Raw genomic sequence first — 14740 nt, forward strand, 5'->3', positions numbered from 1 at the left:
CGCTTACGCTTTCAGCTTACGCATCACCAGCGTGGCGTTGGTGCCGCCGAAACCGAAGCTGTTGGACATAACGGTCGTCAGCTCACGTTCGGTGGTTTCGGTCACGATGTTCAGGCCAGCCGCCTGCTCGTCCATCTCTTCGATGTTGATGCTTGGCGCGATAAAGCCGTTTTCCAGCATCAGCAGAGAGTAGATCGCTTCCTGCACGCCCGCCGCACCCAGAGAGTGACCGGTCATGGCTTTGGTTGCAGAGATAGCCGGGCTGTTGTCGCCGAACACTTCACGGATCGCACCCAGCTCTTTCACGTCGCCTACCGGCGTTGAGGTGCCGTGGGAGTTCAGGTAGTCGATTGGAGTATCAACACCGTGCATCGCCATCTTCATGCAGCGCACCGCGCCTTCACCAGATGGAGCAACCATGTCAGCGCCGTCAGACGTTGCGCCGTAGCCCACGATCTCAGCATAGATGTGCGCGCCACGCGCCAGCGCGTGTTCCAGCTCTTCAACCACAACCATACCGCCGCCGCCAGCGATAACAAAACCGTCGCGGTGTGCGTCATAAGTACGGGACGCTTTGTCTGGCGTTTCGTTGTATTTGGTGGACAGTGCGCCCATCGCGTCGAACTCACAGGCCATTTCCCAGCCCAGCTCTTCGCCGCCGCCAGCAAATACGATGTCCTGTTTGCCCAGCTGGATCTGCTCAACCGCATTACCGATACAGTGTGCGGAGGTCGCACATGCAGAGCTGATGGAGTAGTTCACACCGTGGATTTTGAACGGCGTTGCCAGGCACGCGGAAACCGCTGACCCCATGGCTTTGGTCACAACATATGGACCGACCGCTTTCAGGCCGCGCGGGCTGCGCATGGCGTCAGCACCGAACACCTGAGCTTTAGAGGAACCGCCGGAGCCTGCAATCAGGCCCACGCGTGGGTTGTTCTGGTAAGCGTCTTCGCTCAGACCAGAATCCTTGATCGCTTCCTGCATGGAAAGATAGGCGTAGATAGAGGCATCGTTCATGAAACGAACCACTTTACGGTCAATTAAACCGGTGGTGTCCAGTTTAACGTTACCCCATACGTGGCTACGCATTCCAGAATCTTTAAACTCTTCAGAGAAAGTGATCCCGGAGCGTCCTTCACGCAGAGATGCCAGGACTTCCTGCTGGTTATTACCGATGCTGGAAACGATGCCCAGGCCAGTAATCACTGCACGTTTCATTCAATACCTCTGTAAGTCGCACTATAAAAAGTTTCGAGTCGCACAATAGCGTACACTTGTACGCCGAACAAGTCCGATCAGCCATTTTCTGTGGAAATTTGCACCGATGGGCTCACATCGCTAAGATCGTGCCACTGCCTGTCGGACGAGTAACTTACGTGAAACAAAACGCCATACAACCTGCCAACCTCGAATTCAACGCTGAGGGTACACCTGTTTCCCGAGATTTTGATGACGTCTACTTTTCTAATGATAACGGACTGGAAGAGACGCGCTATGTCTTCCTCGAAGGAAATCATCTCAGCACCCGCTTCCCTGAGCATCCGCGCAGCCTGTTTGTCGTAGCGGAGAGCGGTTTCGGCACCGGGCTGAATTTTCTGACCCTCTGGCAGGCGTTCGACCAGTTTCGCACTGCACACCCCGAGGCTACCTTACAAAGATTACATTTCATCAGTTTCGAAAAATTTCCGCTTACGGCGCACGATCTGCGGCTTGCCCATCAGCGCTGGCCGGAGCTTACCCACTGGGCGGAACAGCTTCAGGCCCAGTGGCCTCCGGCTATCGGTGGCTGTCATCGTCTGATTCTGGACGACGGACGCGTCACCCTCGACCTGTGGCTGGGCGACATTAACGACCTGACCGATAAGCTTGATGACTCAATGGATCAGAAGGTGGACGCCTGGTTCCTGGATGGTTTTGCGCCCGCCAAAAACCCGGACATGTGGAGCCCGCACCTGTTCAGCGCCATGGCACGTCTGGCGCGCCCGGGCGCAACGCTTGCCACCTTCACCTCGGCGGGCTTTGTCCGTCGTGGGTTGCAGGAGGCGGGGTTTACCATGCGGAAAACCAAAGGCTTTGGCTGCAAACGCGACATGCTGGTCGGGGTGATGGAACAGGATCTGGCAATCCCGGCGCAGGCCCCCTGGTTTGCCCGTCGCGCCAGCACCTCGCGTGAGGTCGCCATTGTGGGCGGGGGTATCGCCAGCGCCCTGCTCTCGCTGGCGCTGCTGCACCGTGGCTGGCAGGTGACGCTCTACTGCGCTGACGAGGCGCCGGCGACGGGCGCATCAGGCAACCGTCAGGGCGCGCTTTATCCCTTATTAAGTTCACACGATCCGGCACTGTTCCAGTTCTTCCCGGCGGCGTTTACGTTTGCACGCCGCCTTTACGATAGCCTGCCGGTTGCGTTCGACCACGACTGGTGCGGCGTGACGCAGCTCGGCTGGGACGAGAAGAGCCAGCAGAAAATCACACAAATGCTGTCGCTGGGTCTGCCGGAAACCATCGCCCATGCCGTGACGGCACAGCAGGTTGCTGAGACCGCTGGCGTCGACACCGGCTGCGGGGGCATTCAGTATCCACTCGGCGGCTGGCTGTGTCCGGCTGAACTGACTTCTGCGGCGGTAGCCCTCGGGCAGTCGCGTGGGTTGACAGTGCATTATGCCCATAAGGTTCAATCGCTAAGCCGCACTGCGCACTGGAAACTGCGTTTCGCTGACGGCAAAGAGGCGCAGCATGCCAGCGTTGTGCTGGCCAACGGGCATCATATCAGCCAGTTTACCCAGACAGCGTCATTGCCGGTTTATCCGGTCGGCGGCCAGGTGAGCCATATCCCGACTGCGCCCGAGCTGAACAAGCTACGCCAGGTGCTGTGTTACGACGGCTACCTGACGCCGCAAAATCCGTCCAACGGCCATCACTGCATCGGCGCCAGCTACCATCGCGGTGAAACAGATATGCAGTACAGCGAAGCGGATCAGCAGCAAAACCGCCAGCGCCTGGTCGACTGTTTCCCGGATGCGTCGTGGGCAAAAGAAGTGGATGTCAGTGAGGGTCAGGCGCGCTGCGGCGTACGCTGCGCGACCCGCGATCACCTGCCGATGGCGGGAAACGTGCCTGACTATGACGCCACGCTTGAAGTCTATCAGGATCTTGCTGACAACAAAGAAACGGCGGTAAGCGCGCCCGTTCATCCCGAGCTGTTTATGCTGGGTGGCTTAGGCTCGCGGGGATTATGCTCCGCGCCGCTGCTGGCCGAAGCGTTAGCCGCGCAAATGAGCGACGAGCCGGTTCCGCTGGACAGAGTTACGCTCGCGGGGCTGAATCCAAACCGACTGTGGGTGCGGAAATTGCTGAAGGGGAAAATGGTTAAGTAGGGTGCGGTCGAATCCCCTCACCCTGACCCTCTCCCCAAAGGGGAGAGGGAAGAGAAGGCGGCGGTTTAGCGTTTAGCCTGCTGGAACAAATTGTCCCACATGCCCAGCACTAAAGACTGGTCGCGCGGAGAGAGTTCCCCGGCCTGAATAGCGTTTTCCAGGCTGCGAGTGACTTCCGCGTGAACGGCGTCGGCAGAGTGATCGTCCCCGGCTTCCAGCGCGGCTACCGCCAGCGTCAGGTGACCACGCAGATAACCGCTGGCGAACAGCTCATCATCACTGGCGTGTTCCACCATGTCATCAATTAACGCCAGAATGCGTGATTCAAATTCTGCGATCATCTTCTTTCCTCTGTTAAAGATCTTCCGGCCACGGGAAGCATTCCGCCGTGATCTCCGGCGTGTGGTAATAATTTTGTAAAGCCTCGATCAGGCGTGCCGGACGTGCCGGGATGCCTTTCTCAAGATATTCCATCACCTGCGCATGAACGCGGCGCTGGAAGACGATACGGTCTGGCTCGAAGTCGCCTTCGAGGTTGTCACAGCTCACGTTGAACGGGAAACCCGCCGCTACGCAGAACAGCCATTCCAGCGCCTGAGGTTTCACCTCCACATCTTCGAACTGCCCCTGGGTGGCGGCGTCGCGCCCGTCCGGGCAGTACCAGTAACCAAAGTCCACCAGCTCGCGACGCGCTTTCCCGGCGATACACCAGTGCGAAATTTCGTGCAAACCGCTGGCGTAAAAGCCGTGGGCAAAGATGATGCGGTTATACGGAACCTCGTCATCAGCTGGAAGATAGATCGGTTCGTCGTCGCCTTTAATCAGACGGGTATTAAAATCATCAGCGAAACAGCTATCGAAGATCTCAATCAGCTGTTCGTAGTTATGCGTACTGTTCATTAGTTCATCCCCAACCAGGTGAGGATCTCCTGTCCATGGCTGTCATAAAGAAGTTTGGCGCTCATCACCGCAGAGACGACAACAATCATCGGGCGGATCAGCTTTTGCCCTTTGCTTAATACCAGACGCGAGCCTGCGCGCGCGCCCAAAAACTGCCCTGCCATCATCACAAACCCGGTTGCCCAGATAACCTTGCCGCCAATGATAAACAGCAGCAGACCGCCAACGTTGGAGGTCGCGTTGAGGACTTTGGCGTGGGCGGTGGATTTGGCGAGGTTGAATCCGGCCAGCGTCACGAATGCCAGCGCATAAAACGAACCTGCCCCCGGGCCAAAGAAGCCATCGTAAAAACCGACGCAGCCACCGGCAATCAGCGCAAACGGCAGGCCGTGAAGACGACGCTGTCGATCTTCTTCCCCGAGCTTTGGCATCAGCAGGAAATAGAGGCCGATACAGATAACCAGCAGCGGCAGGATCTGGCGCAGAATGTCGGACTGTACGTGCTGGACCAGCAGCGCACCCGCCGTTGAGCCAATAAACGTCATCAGGATATTGAGCTTCTGATCGGCGAGATTCACCACTTTGCGCCGGATGAAATAGAGCGACGAGGAGAGCGAACCGCCGCATGCCTGGAGTTTGTTGGTGGCAAGCGCCTGGGCAGGGCTCATGCCTGCCGCCAGCAGCGCCGGAACGGTGAGCAACCCGCCGCCGCCCGCCAGGGCATCGATAAATCCGGCTAACATCGCAACAAAAAAGAGCACCGCCAGCAGCAGCGGTGACACCATGAACAGATCGACGAAATTATCCATTAAAGTACATGCTCATCCAGTAGCGCCTGGCAGGAAGGCGGCAACGGAGGCGGTGTCTTCTTCTCAGGCTTAGAGGTTCCAGGCTTGGCCGGTTCAAACCAGCTTTGCAGTTCGTAACCACAACCATCGCCAGGCGGTGGCAGCGGCTGATCTTCACATTCCAGGCTGTTCGCCGGACAGCGCAGGCGAACATGCATATGCGCCCGGTGCTGGAACCACGGGCGCACTTTACGCAACCAGTCGCGATCCGTTCCCGCATCCAGGCAAAGCTGCTGCTTGATGGCCGGATTAACAAAGATCCGCGTGACGTCGTTATCCTCTGCCGCCAGCTTAATCATGCTGGAAATTTCCGGCGACCAGCGCGAGGCGACGACCCGTTTACCGTCGGCCGAGACCAGATCCAGCGCCTGCGGTTTCAGCAGCTGCGCTGAGCTCCAGCGCGTTTTCGGCAATTGCAGGAAGATATCCACATCCAGTCCGGTCTGGTGACTGGCGTGACCGCCGTTGAAGCGACCACCGGCAGGCATCCCCATATCGCCAATCAGCACCGTCCCCAGCCCCAGGTTATGCACCTGGTTGCCAAGACGCTGAATAAACAGCAGCAGGTCAGGATGGCCGAAATAACGGCGCTGATCGGTACGCATCACCTGATAAGTGTCCGACTGCAACGGCAGCGCCTGCGCACCGACGATACACCCGTTGGAGAAAGCGCCAATGGACTGCGCGCTCCCCGCTACCGGGTGGGTGATTTTCTGCCACGGCGTAGCGGCCAGGCTTGCTCCACTGGCCAGCAGCGCCAGCAGAGCGATTGCAGTTTTTTTCATAGTTACCAGCGTGGAATGGTGGTCGTCACATCCGCATTCTGCGCGCGCTGGCGCAGGAAGTGATCCATCAGCACGATCGCCAGCATCGCTTCTGCGATCGGCACCGCGCGGATCCCCACGCACGGATCGTGACGCCCTTTGGTGATCATCTCAACTTCATCGCCAGCGCGGTTAATCGTGTGGCCCGGGACGGTAATGCTGGACGTTGGCTTCAGCGCAATATTGGCAATAATTTGCTGCCCGCTGCTGATGCCACCCAGAATGCCGCCCGCATGGTTGCTCTGGAAACCCGCCTTCGTGATTTCGTCGCGGTTCTGGCTGCCGCGAAGCTTGACCACGTCAAAACCGTCGCCGATTTCGACGCCTTTCACCGCGTTGATGCTCATCAGCGCGTGGGCGATATCGGCGTCAAGGCGGTCAAATACCGGCTCGCCCCAGCCAGCCGGCACGCCGTCGGCCACCACGGTGACTTTCGCACCAATGGAGTCGCCCTCTTTTTTCAGGCCACGCATCAGCTCGTCCAGCGCGTCCAGCTTGTCGGCATCGGCGCAGAAGAACGGGTTGAGCTCTACCTGATCCCAGTCTTTGATTGCCAGCGGAATGTCGCCCATCTGGGACAGACAGCCGCGGATAACGATGCCGAATTTCTGCTGGAGATATTTTTTGGCAATTGCCCCTGCCGCCACGCGCATCGCGGTTTCACGCGCGGAAGAACGCCCGCCGCCGCGATAGTCGCGAAAGCCATATTTTTGTTCGTAGGTATAGTCGGCGTGACCAGGACGGAAAACGTCCTTAATCGCGCCGTAGTCCTGAGAACGCTGATCGGTGTTTTCAATCAGCAGGCCAATGCTGGTTCCTGTGGTACGGCCTTCAAATACGCCGGAGAGAATTTTGACCTGGTCCGGCTCGCGACGCTGCGTGGTGTAGCGAGAGGTACCCGGACGACGACGGTCAAGGTCATGCTGTAAATCGGCTTCGGTCAGTTCGATGCCTGGCGGGACGCCATCAACGATACAACCCAGTGCCAGACCGTGCGACTCGCCAAAGGTGGTCACACGGAATACCTGTCCAATACTGTTTCCTGCCATCACGGCTCCGATGTTGTTGTTTGTGTTTGAGCGTTGTGAAACGGGCCGAAGCCCACTGGATTAATCTTTGTAAATGCTGAAGTATTCGCGTGCATCAAGCAGTTGCGCCTTGGTCAGCATAAAGACGCCGTCACCGCCGTTGTCGAACTCAAGCCAGGTGAACGGCACATCCGGGTACTGCTCTATCAGATGTACCATGCTGTTGCCTACTTCACAAATCAGAACGCCGTCGTCGGTCAGATAATCCGGCGCGCAGGCCAGGATGCGGCGGGTCAGCTTCAGCCCGTCAGAGCCTGACGCCAGGCCCAGCTCCGGCTCGTGACGGTACTCGTTCGGCAGGTCGGACATATCTTCTGCATCCACGTACGGCGGATTGGTGACGATCAGGTCGTATTGCAGCGTCGGCAGGTCGCGGAACAGGTCAGAGCGGATAGGCGTGACGTGATGAATCAGCCCGTGCTCTTCAATGTTGTGTTCGGTGACGGCCAGCGCGTCGGTGGAGATATCGACGGCGTCCACTTCCGCTTCCGGGAAGGCGTACGCGCAGGCAATGGCGATGCAGCCGCTGCCGGTGCACATATCAAGAATGTGCTGCGGCTGATGGTTAATCAGGCCGTCAAAATGGTTGTTGATCAGCTCGCCAATCGGCGAACGCGGCACCAGCACGCGCTCATCAACGTAGAATTCGTGGCCGCAGAACCAGGCTTTGTTGGTCAGGTAAGCCACCGGAATGCGCTCGTTTACGCGACGGATCACGCGCTCAACGATGCGGTGTTTTTCACTGGAGGTCAGGCGCGCGGTGCGCATGTCTTCCGGAATATCCAGCGGCAGGTAGAGAGACGGCAGCACCAGCTGCACGGCCTCATCCCACGGATTGTCGGTACCGTGTCCGTACCAGATATTGGCGGCGCTGAAGCGGCTAACCGACCAGCGCAACATGTCCTGTATGGTATGCAGCTCGTTTACTGCTTCATCGACAAAAATTTTATCCACTCTTTCCTCCAGGGCATGCTCGCATAATTTTCGGCGGCTAGTTTGCCATGAAGACGGCGATAAATCAGCAATGACGCGTACCGCTTGAGGTTAAAAAATGCGTTTAGTCGGGTACACTATCGGAAATACGAGATGAGAATGACGAATGAAAAAGAAAACATCGCTCAGCGAGGAGGATCAGGCTCTATTCCGCCAGCTGATGACCGGGACGCGTCAAATCACGCACGACACCATTGTCCATCGCCCGCAGCGTAAAAAAGTCAGCGAGGTACCGGTCAAACGGTTGCTCCAGGAGCAGGCCGATAACAGCCACTATTTTTCAGATGAGTTTCAGCCGCTGCTAAATACCCAGGGTGCGGTGAAATACGTGCGCGAAGACGTCAGCCATTTTGAACTGAAAAAATTACGCCGGGGAGATTACTCGCCGGAGCTGTTCCTCGATCTGCATGGGTTGACCCAGATGCAGGCGAAACAGGAGCTGGGGGCGTTGATCGCGGCATGTCGTCGCGAGCATGTTTTTTGCGCCTGCGTGATGCACGGCCACGGCAAACATATTCTTAAGCAACAGACACCGCTGTGGCTGGCTCAGCATCCACACGTGATGGCTTTTCATCAGGCGCCAAAAGAGTACGGCGGAGATGCCGCATTGCTGGTATTGATTGAGGTGGAGGAGTGGCAGCCGCCAGAATTGCCCTGACAGGATGGCGGGAGGCACGCTGCACCCCGCCATATCGCACGTCACGTCAGATGGCTTTTGCCATCTTCAGGTTGCACGGACTCATTTGCCAGTTAAAGACCCCTTTGCCGGTTTCGTCGAGGGTGACGTTGGCAATGGCGGACGTTGTGAACATCGGTGGCGTTTCGCCCGGGCACAGCTCAGATACCAGATAGCCGACCAGCGGCAGGTGGGAAATGACCAGTGCGGAAGCGACACCTTCATTGCACAGCGCCTGAAGGTAAGCACTGACAAGGCCAACATCGCCACACGGCGTGAGTTCAGGGAGAACATCCACACTGGATGGCAGGTTCATACACTCCCCTACCACATCCAGCGTCTGTTCTGCCCGCAGGAACGGACTCACCAGAACGCGTTCAATGTCCACTTCTTGACCTTTAAGCCATGTCGCCATCTGACGGGATTCGTCGCAGCCACAGACGGTTAAAGGACGTACTGAGTCACTGGCGGCATCGAGTGCCGCGTCGCCGTGACGCATGATAAAAACTTGCATATTGCACCGCTTTTGTTAACCAGAATCACCGGCGTTAACTACCCGCGATTAATGCTATGAGGTAGAAAACCCGATGGCCGGGCATTGTGCCTGATCCATTCGGTGAATGAAACGCTGTTTTTTACCTCAATGGCGTAAGTATAGTCAATCTCTGTTTACAATTTCGCCAGAACAGGTTCCATCACCTCAGGATTTACCCTTCTTTGACTTCAGTTTACGCAATCAGTTTCCCTTGCGGGCCAGAATGTCTGACCCCATTCCGCCATCTGCAATAATTCGTCACAAGGTGTAAACCGTGGACCGTATTGCGAGGCCAGACGTTGCAGGATCGCAACCACTTCACCCGCCCCGAGGGTATCCATATACCGGAACGGGCCGCCAAGGAATGGCGGAAAACCGATACCAAACACGGCGCCGATGTCGCCGTCGCGCGCGCTTTTGATCACCTGCTCACCAAAGCAGCGCGCCGCTTCATTGAGCATCATCATCACGCAGCGCTCAGCACACTGAACCGCCGACAGTTTTCCCTGACCCGTGACAGGAATAAGCGCATAAACTGAAGGGTCGACCTGTTTCTTGCTTTTACGCCCTTTCGCGGCGTAAAGATAGAAACCGCGTTCATTTTTTCTGCCTTTGCGATCGTCCTTCAAAATTGCAGAAACAAAGTTTGCAGGCGGCGAAAAACGATCGCCATAAGCCGCTTCCAGCACAGGGATAATTTTAGTCCCCGTATCAATTCCTACCTCATCCAAAAGTTGGATTGGGCCGACGGGGAAACCAAACTTCACGAGGGCGTCATCGACGTGCTCAATTTTCTCCCCTTCCGTCAGCAACCGCATCGCTTCGTTAATGTACGGCGCCAGAATGCGGTTAACGTAGAAGCCGGCTTTGTCCGCGACCACAATGGGGGTTTTGCCCTGTTTTTTCGCCAGCTTCACCACGGTGGCAATAGTTTGCGGGCTGGTTGTGGCATGTGGAATAACCTCCACCAGCGGCATTTTTTCGACAGGGCTGAAATAGTGCAGCCCTATCACCTGCTCCGGGCGCACGGCTTTCGCCGCGATGTCGCCGATCGGCAAAGACGAGGTGTTTGACGCGAAAATGGTGTGCGGCGCGCAATGCTGTTCAACGTCCGCCACCATCTGCTGCTTAAGGGCGAGATCTTCGAACACGGCTTCAATCACCAGATCGCGGTGTGCAAACCCACTGTAGTCGGTGGTGCCAGTGATCATCGCGAGGGTTTTATCACGCTCACTGGCCTTGATATGGCGGCGCTTCACTTTGCGATCAAGGTTCTGCCAGCTGTACTGCAACGCGTGGTTGATACCCTTTGGGTTGATATCTTTGATACGTACGGGCAATTTGCCTTTGCTGGCGGTGACAAATGCGATGCCGCCGCCCATCAGCCCACCACCCAGAACGCCAACGGCGCGCAGCGGAGCCGGTTCAGCTTCACTGCCCGGATCTTTTTTAACCTCCGTGCTGGCAAAGAAAATGCCGCGCAGCGCCTGCGATTGCGGCGTCATCGCCAGCTCGCCAAAGGCTTTCGCTTCCGCAGCATAACCGCTGCTGCTGCCCTGCGATAAACCGGTTTCAATCACCTTCAGAATGCGCGTCGCTGCCGGATAGTTCCCTTTGGTTTTTTGCTCGGTTTTTTTACCCACCATATTGAACAGCAGCGTGCGCCCCAGCGGCCCGGCGAGGATACGCTCGCGCACCGGCAGAGGGCGTTTCGCCTGACGACCTTTCAGCGCCCGCTCAACAGCGGCTTCAAGCAAGATGGCGTGCGGAACGACCTCATCAACCAGACCCGCCTTTAACGCCTGACGGGCGCGCAGCTGTTTACCGGTTAAAATCATCTCCAGCGCCGTACTGACGCCCACCAGACGCGGCAGGCGCTGCGTGCCCCCTGAACCGGGCAGCAATCCAAGCTGTACCTCCGGCAGTCCGAGTACGGTTTTCGCATCATCGGTACAAATTCGGCTGTGACAGGCCAGCGCCAGCTCAAGCCCACCGCCCAGGCAGGCCCCGTGGATCGCAGCGACAACGGGTATCGACAGCGCATGGATCTCCGCCATTACCTGCTGCCCCTGACGCGCCAGGTCTTCTGCTTCCTGAGCGCTTTTCGCCCGGGCAATCATGTTGATATCGGCCCCGGCAATAAAGTTATCCGGCTTTGCCGAGATAAATACCAGGCCACGTATCGCTTTGTTTTCGCGGATCTGTCTGAGCATCGCACGCACCTGAACGCCGAACTCGGCCTTCAGGGTGTTCATCTTTTCGTCGGGTACATCAATGGTGATAACAGCCACGTTATCAAGGCGAACAGCCAGATTAAATGCAGATGTCGTTTCCATTATTCAGCCTCCAGAACCATTGCTGCACCCAGGCCGCCCGCCGCACAGGCGGTAACGAGACCAAAACCGCCGCCGCGGCGACGCAGCTCGTGCAAAGTCTGAGTTATCATTCTCGCGCCGGTCGCCGCAAATGGATGGCCGTAGGCGATGGATCCGCCAAGCACGTTAAACTTACTCTGATCCACTTCGCCGGTCGCGTGGGCGCGGCCCAGTACATCGCGCGCGAAGCGCTCGCTTGCTAGCAGCTGAATGTTTGCCAGGGTTTGTGCGGCAAAGGCTTCGTGCATATCGATCAGGGTTAAGTCAGCCAGCGTCAACCCCGCACGCTCCAGCGCCAGCGGCGTGGACCATGCCGGTCCGAGCAGCATGTCCTGCCAGACATCAATGGCGGTAAAGGCGTAGCTACGCAAATAGCCCAGCGGTGTGATGCCAAGCTCTTTCGCCCGGGATTCCGTCATCAGGATCACGGCGGCGGCACCGTCCGTCAGTGGCGTACTGTTGGCCGCCGTAACGGTGCCATGTTTACGATCAAACGCCGGGCGCAGTTTTGCGTAATCCTCCAGCGTCGAGGTGCCACGGATATTGTTATCTTCCACCAGCGGTTCGCGGAAAGGCGGGATGTAAGCCGTCATCACCTCGTCGGCAAGTTTGCCTTCCGACCAGGCCTTCGCAGCGAGCTGATGCGAGCGATGCGCCAGTGCATCCTGCTGTTCGCGGGTAATACCGTAGTTTTTTGCCATCTGCTCGGCAGTGTCGCCCATACGCAGGCCGGTGGAGTATTCAGCAACGGCAGGTGGCACGGGCATGAGGTCGCGCAGACGTAAACGCGAGAAGAGTTTGAGCTTCGCACCGGTGGTCCGGGCTTTGTTGGCATCCACGAGGATGCGGGCCAGCTGTTTGCTAACACCGATGGGCAGCACGGATGAGGAATCCGCGCCGCCGGCGATCCCCGCGCGAATAGTCCCCGCCATCAGGCTTTCCGCCACGTTCGCCACCGCCTGGAAACTGGTGGCGCAGGCGCGGCTGACGCTGTATGCGTCGGTGTGAACATTCATGCCGGTGCCCAGCACGATTTCACGTGCGATATTGGGCGCTTCCGGCATTTGCACCACCTGGCCGAAAACCAGTTGCTCAATAACCTCTGGCGGGATCTCGCTGCGAGCCAGCATCTCCCCCACCACCATTTTTCCCAGATCGACAGCCGGTATACCGTGAAACGCGGTTGCCTGACGCGCAAACGGCGTACGTAACCCGCTGACAATGGCAATGCGGTCACCGTGTCGGGTGATAAGCGGTAATGCCTGACTCATAACACTCCCCTGTAAAAAAATTTTGCGCACACATTAAGTGGTCTGACCTGATAATAGTCTTAACTATTTTTTTACATTGAGCCAATCGGGGAAGCGAAAAATTGCGAGCTAAGGCACAGAGAAGAAAAAGAAAATGCCCCTGCATGGCAGAGGCATTTGTGAGATTTGTTGCCGGGTTGCGGCGTTGCCTTAACCGGTCTACACGATCGTAGGCCCGTGCAAAAAGTATTAAGGAAGGTGCGAATAAGCGGGGAAATTCTTCTCGGCTGACTCAGTCATTTCATTTCTTCATGTTTGAGCCGATTTTTTCTCCCGTAAATGCCTTGAATCAGCCTATTTAGACCGTTTCTTCGCCATTTAAGGCGTTATCCCCAGTTTTTAGTGAGATCTCTCCCACTGACGTATCATTTGGTCCGCCCGAAACAGGTTGGCCAGCGTGAATAACATCGCCAGTTGGTTATCGTTTTTCAGCAACCCCTTGTATCTGGCTTTCACGAAGCCGAACTGTCGCTTGATGATGCGAAATGGGTGCTCCACCTTGGCCCGGATGCTGGCTTTCATGTATTCGATGTTGATGGCCGTTTTGTTCTTGCGTGGATGCTGTTTCAAGGTTCTTACCTTGCCGGGGCGCTCGGCGATCAGCCAGTCCACATCCACCTCGGCCAGCTCCTCGCGCTGTGGCGCCCCTTGGTAGCCGGCATCGGCTGAGACAAATTGCTCCTCTCCATGCAGCAGATTACCCAGCTGATTGAGGTCATGCTCGTTGGCCGCGGTGGTGACTAGGCTGTGGGTCAGGCCACTCTTGGCATCGACACCAATGTGGGCCTTCATGCCAAAGTGCCACTGATTTCCTTTCTTGGTCTGATGCATCTCCGGATCGCGTTGCTGCTCTTTGTTCTTGGTCGAGCTGGGTGCCTCAATGATGGTGGCATCGACCAAGGTGCCTTGAGTCATCATGACGCCTGCTTCGGCCAGCCAGCGATTGATGGTCTTGAACAATTGGCGGGCCAGTTGATGCTGCTCCAGCAGGTGGCGGAAATTCATGATGGTGGTGCGGTCCGGCAAGGCGCTATCCAGGGATAACCGGGCAAACAGACGCATGGAGGCGATTTCGTACAGGGCATCTTCCATGGCACCGTCGCTCAGGTTGTACCAATGCTGCATGCAGTGAATACGCAGCATGGTCTCCAGCGGATAGGGCCGTCGGCCATTGCCCGCCTTGGGATAAAACGGCTTGATGACAGCGGTCATATTCTGCCATGGCAGAATCTGCTCCATGCGGGAGAGGAAAATCTCTTTTCGGGTCTGACGGCGCTTAGTGCTGAATTCACTATCGGCGAAGGTGAGTTGATGGCTCATGATGTCCCTCTGGGATGCGCTCCGGATGAATATGATGATCTCATATCAGGAACTTGTTCGCACCTTCCTTAACGCAGGCCCAGCTGGAAGATCAGCGTTTCTGCTTCGCAGGCGAACACAAAGTCGATATCCAGTCGCACGCCGCCTTCCACTTCCGTGAAGGTGGATTTGATTTCACACGGATCGGATTCGACTTCACGCGCGCGCTGGCTCAGCGCGGCCAGCGTCTCTTCCGCTTCAGCGCGGTTAGGGAATACGCGGCTGTAAGAGGCGGTGCAATCGGTGTTGTCCATAATGGTGCCAACATCCATACAGCAGCAAACCGGGGTTTCATCAGCACTGCATTTACTCATAGCTCAATTTCCTCTGTATTCGCGCAGGGCGCGAGATAAACACGATGCGTCTATTTTACGCCCCCGAACGAGCCCCCTCCAGCCGTTAATGGCGCAAAATCGGATAAGTGAGCAATATCACACTAAAAAATGATCTAAAAC

The 14740-nt window shown here is 57.0% G+C and carries 14 protein-coding genes; 2 read left to right on the forward strand and 12 right to left on the reverse strand.

What is annotated here, in order from left to right; all coding sequences use genetic code 11:
* Positions 1-3: 3 nt before the first annotated feature.
* Positions 4-1221: a beta-ketoacyl-ACP synthase I gene (gene fabB, locus L379_RS07700; protein ID WP_017383449.1), complete on the reverse strand. Its 1218-nt coding sequence runs from the start codon at positions 1219-1221 to the stop codon at positions 4-6.
* Between the two features lie 158 nt (positions 1222-1379).
* Here fabB and mnmC point away from each other — a divergent pair, with 158 nt between their 5' ends.
* Positions 1380-3377 (forward strand): bifunctional tRNA (5-methylaminomethyl-2-thiouridine)(34)-methyltransferase MnmC2/FAD-dependent 5-carboxymethylaminomethyl-2-thiouridine(34) oxidoreductase MnmC1, encoded by a 1998-nt coding sequence (gene mnmC / locus L379_RS07695; RefSeq protein WP_032654358.1) that lies wholly within the window; start codon positions 1380-1382, stop codon positions 3375-3377.
* Positions 3378-3442: 65 nt separating this feature from the next.
* Here the strand turns inward: mnmC and L379_RS07690 are convergent, their stop codons facing one another.
* The 6 genes from L379_RS07690 to prmB are packed head-to-tail and all read right to left on the reverse strand — an operon-like array spanning position 3443 to position 7991.
* On the reverse strand, positions 3443-3718 hold the full coding sequence (locus L379_RS07690; RefSeq protein ID WP_006811417.1) for a YfcL family protein: 276 nt from the start codon (positions 3716-3718) through the stop codon (positions 3443-3445).
* A gap of 13 nt (positions 3719-3731) precedes the next feature.
* Positions 3732-4277: an elongation factor P hydroxylase gene (locus L379_RS07685; protein WP_003861390.1), complete on the reverse strand. Its 546-nt coding sequence runs from the start codon at positions 4275-4277 to the stop codon at positions 3732-3734.
* Entirely contained in the window at positions 4277-5086 is an 810-nt protein-coding gene (locus L379_RS07680) for a sulfite exporter TauE/SafE family protein (protein WP_003861386.1), read from the reverse strand. The genes L379_RS07685 and L379_RS07680 overlap by 1 nt, the downstream gene beginning before the upstream one ends.
* Positions 5086-5910 carry a penicillin-insensitive murein endopeptidase gene (gene mepA / locus L379_RS07675; RefSeq protein WP_015572248.1) on the reverse strand — a complete coding sequence of 275 codons (825 nt, stop codon included), beginning with the start codon at positions 5908-5910 and terminating at the stop codon, positions 5086-5088. The genes L379_RS07680 and mepA overlap by 1 nt, the downstream gene beginning before the upstream one ends.
* A 2-nt stretch (positions 5911-5912) precedes the next feature.
* Positions 5913-6998, reverse strand: coding sequence for a chorismate synthase (gene aroC, locus L379_RS07670; protein WP_015572247.1), 1086 nt, complete (start codon positions 6996-6998; stop codon positions 5913-5915).
* Positions 6999-7058: 60 nt separating this feature from the next.
* Positions 7059-7991, reverse strand: a complete 933-nt coding sequence (prmB, locus tag L379_RS07665) for a 50S ribosomal protein L3 N(5)-glutamine methyltransferase (RefSeq protein ID WP_003861381.1) — start codon at positions 7989-7991, stop codon at positions 7059-7061.
* A 145-nt stretch (positions 7992-8136) separates the two neighbouring features.
* Between prmB and smrB the strand changes: the two genes are divergently transcribed.
* A complete protein-coding gene (smrB, locus tag L379_RS07660; protein ID WP_015572246.1) occupies positions 8137-8688 on the forward strand; it encodes an endonuclease SmrB in 552 nt (183 codons plus the stop codon).
* Between the two features lie 46 nt (positions 8689-8734).
* Here the strand turns inward: smrB and sixA are convergent, their stop codons facing one another.
* From sixA to L379_RS07635, 5 genes are all read right to left on the reverse strand, one after another.
* Entirely contained in the window at positions 8735-9220 is a 486-nt protein-coding gene (gene sixA / locus L379_RS07655) for a phosphohistidine phosphatase SixA (RefSeq protein WP_032654362.1), read from the reverse strand.
* Between the two features lie 209 nt (positions 9221-9429).
* Entirely contained in the window at positions 9430-11577 is a 2148-nt protein-coding gene (gene fadJ, locus L379_RS07650; protein ID WP_032654365.1) for a fatty acid oxidation complex subunit alpha FadJ, read from the reverse strand.
* On the reverse strand, positions 11577-12887 hold the full coding sequence (gene fadI, locus L379_RS07645; RefSeq protein ID WP_032654368.1) for an acetyl-CoA C-acyltransferase FadI: 1311 nt from the start codon (positions 12885-12887) through the stop codon (positions 11577-11579). The genes fadJ and fadI overlap by 1 nt, the downstream gene beginning before the upstream one ends.
* Before the next feature lie 378 nt (positions 12888-13265).
* Positions 13266-14246, reverse strand: coding sequence for an IS5-like element IS5 family transposase (locus L379_RS07640; RefSeq protein ID WP_001575870.1), 981 nt, complete (start codon positions 14244-14246; stop codon positions 13266-13268).
* A gap of 68 nt (positions 14247-14314) precedes the next feature.
* Positions 14315-14599 (reverse strand): YfcZ/YiiS family protein, encoded by a 285-nt coding sequence (locus L379_RS07635; RefSeq protein WP_017383455.1) that lies wholly within the window; start codon positions 14597-14599, stop codon positions 14315-14317.
* Positions 14600-14740: the final 141 nt, after the last annotated feature.

The sequence above is a fragment of the Enterobacter sp. MGH 33 genome (assembly GCF_000534535.1).
Taxonomy (GTDB): domain Bacteria; phylum Pseudomonadota; class Gammaproteobacteria; order Enterobacterales; family Enterobacteriaceae; genus Enterobacter; species Enterobacter hormaechei_C.

Excerpts from the sequence above, each read along its gene's own strand:
- L379_RS07680 (WP_003861386.1), bottom strand. The coding sequence starts at position 5,086 with ATGGATAATTTCGTCGATCTGTTCATGGTGTCACCGCTGCTGCTGGCG.
- L379_RS07690 (WP_006811417.1), bottom strand. The coding sequence starts at position 3,718 with ATGATCGCAGAATTTGAATCACGCATTCTGGCGTTAATTGATGACATG.
- L379_RS07635 (WP_017383455.1), bottom strand. The coding sequence starts at position 14,599 with ATGAGTAAATGCAGTGCTGATGAAACCCCGGTTTGCTGCTGTATGGAT.
- aroC (WP_015572247.1), bottom strand. The coding sequence starts at position 6,998 with ATGGCAGGAAACAGTATTGGACAGGTATTCCGTGTGACCACCTTTGGC.
- mepA (WP_015572248.1), bottom strand. The coding sequence starts at position 5,910 with ATGAAAAAAACTGCAATCGCTCTGCTGGCGCTGCTGGCCAGTGGAGCA.
- L379_RS07640 (WP_001575870.1), bottom strand. The coding sequence starts at position 14,246 with ATGAGCCATCAACTCACCTTCGCCGATAGTGAATTCAGCACTAAGCGC.
- smrB (WP_015572246.1), top strand. The coding sequence starts at position 8,137 with ATGAAAAAGAAAACATCGCTCAGCGAGGAGGATCAGGCTCTATTCCGC.
- fadJ (WP_032654365.1), bottom strand. The coding sequence starts at position 11,577 with ATGGAAACGACATCTGCATTTAATCTGGCTGTTCGCCTTGATAACGTG.
- sixA (WP_032654362.1), bottom strand. The coding sequence starts at position 9,220 with ATGCAAGTTTTTATCATGCGTCACGGCGACGCGGCACTCGATGCCGCC.
- L379_RS07685 (WP_003861390.1), bottom strand. The coding sequence starts at position 4,277 with ATGAACAGTACGCATAACTACGAACAGCTGATTGAGATCTTCGATAGC.
- fadI (WP_032654368.1), bottom strand. The coding sequence starts at position 12,887 with ATGAGTCAGGCATTACCGCTTATCACCCGACACGGTGACCGCATTGCC.
- fabB (WP_017383449.1), bottom strand. The coding sequence starts at position 1,221 with ATGAAACGTGCAGTGATTACTGGCCTGGGCATCGTTTCCAGCATCGGT.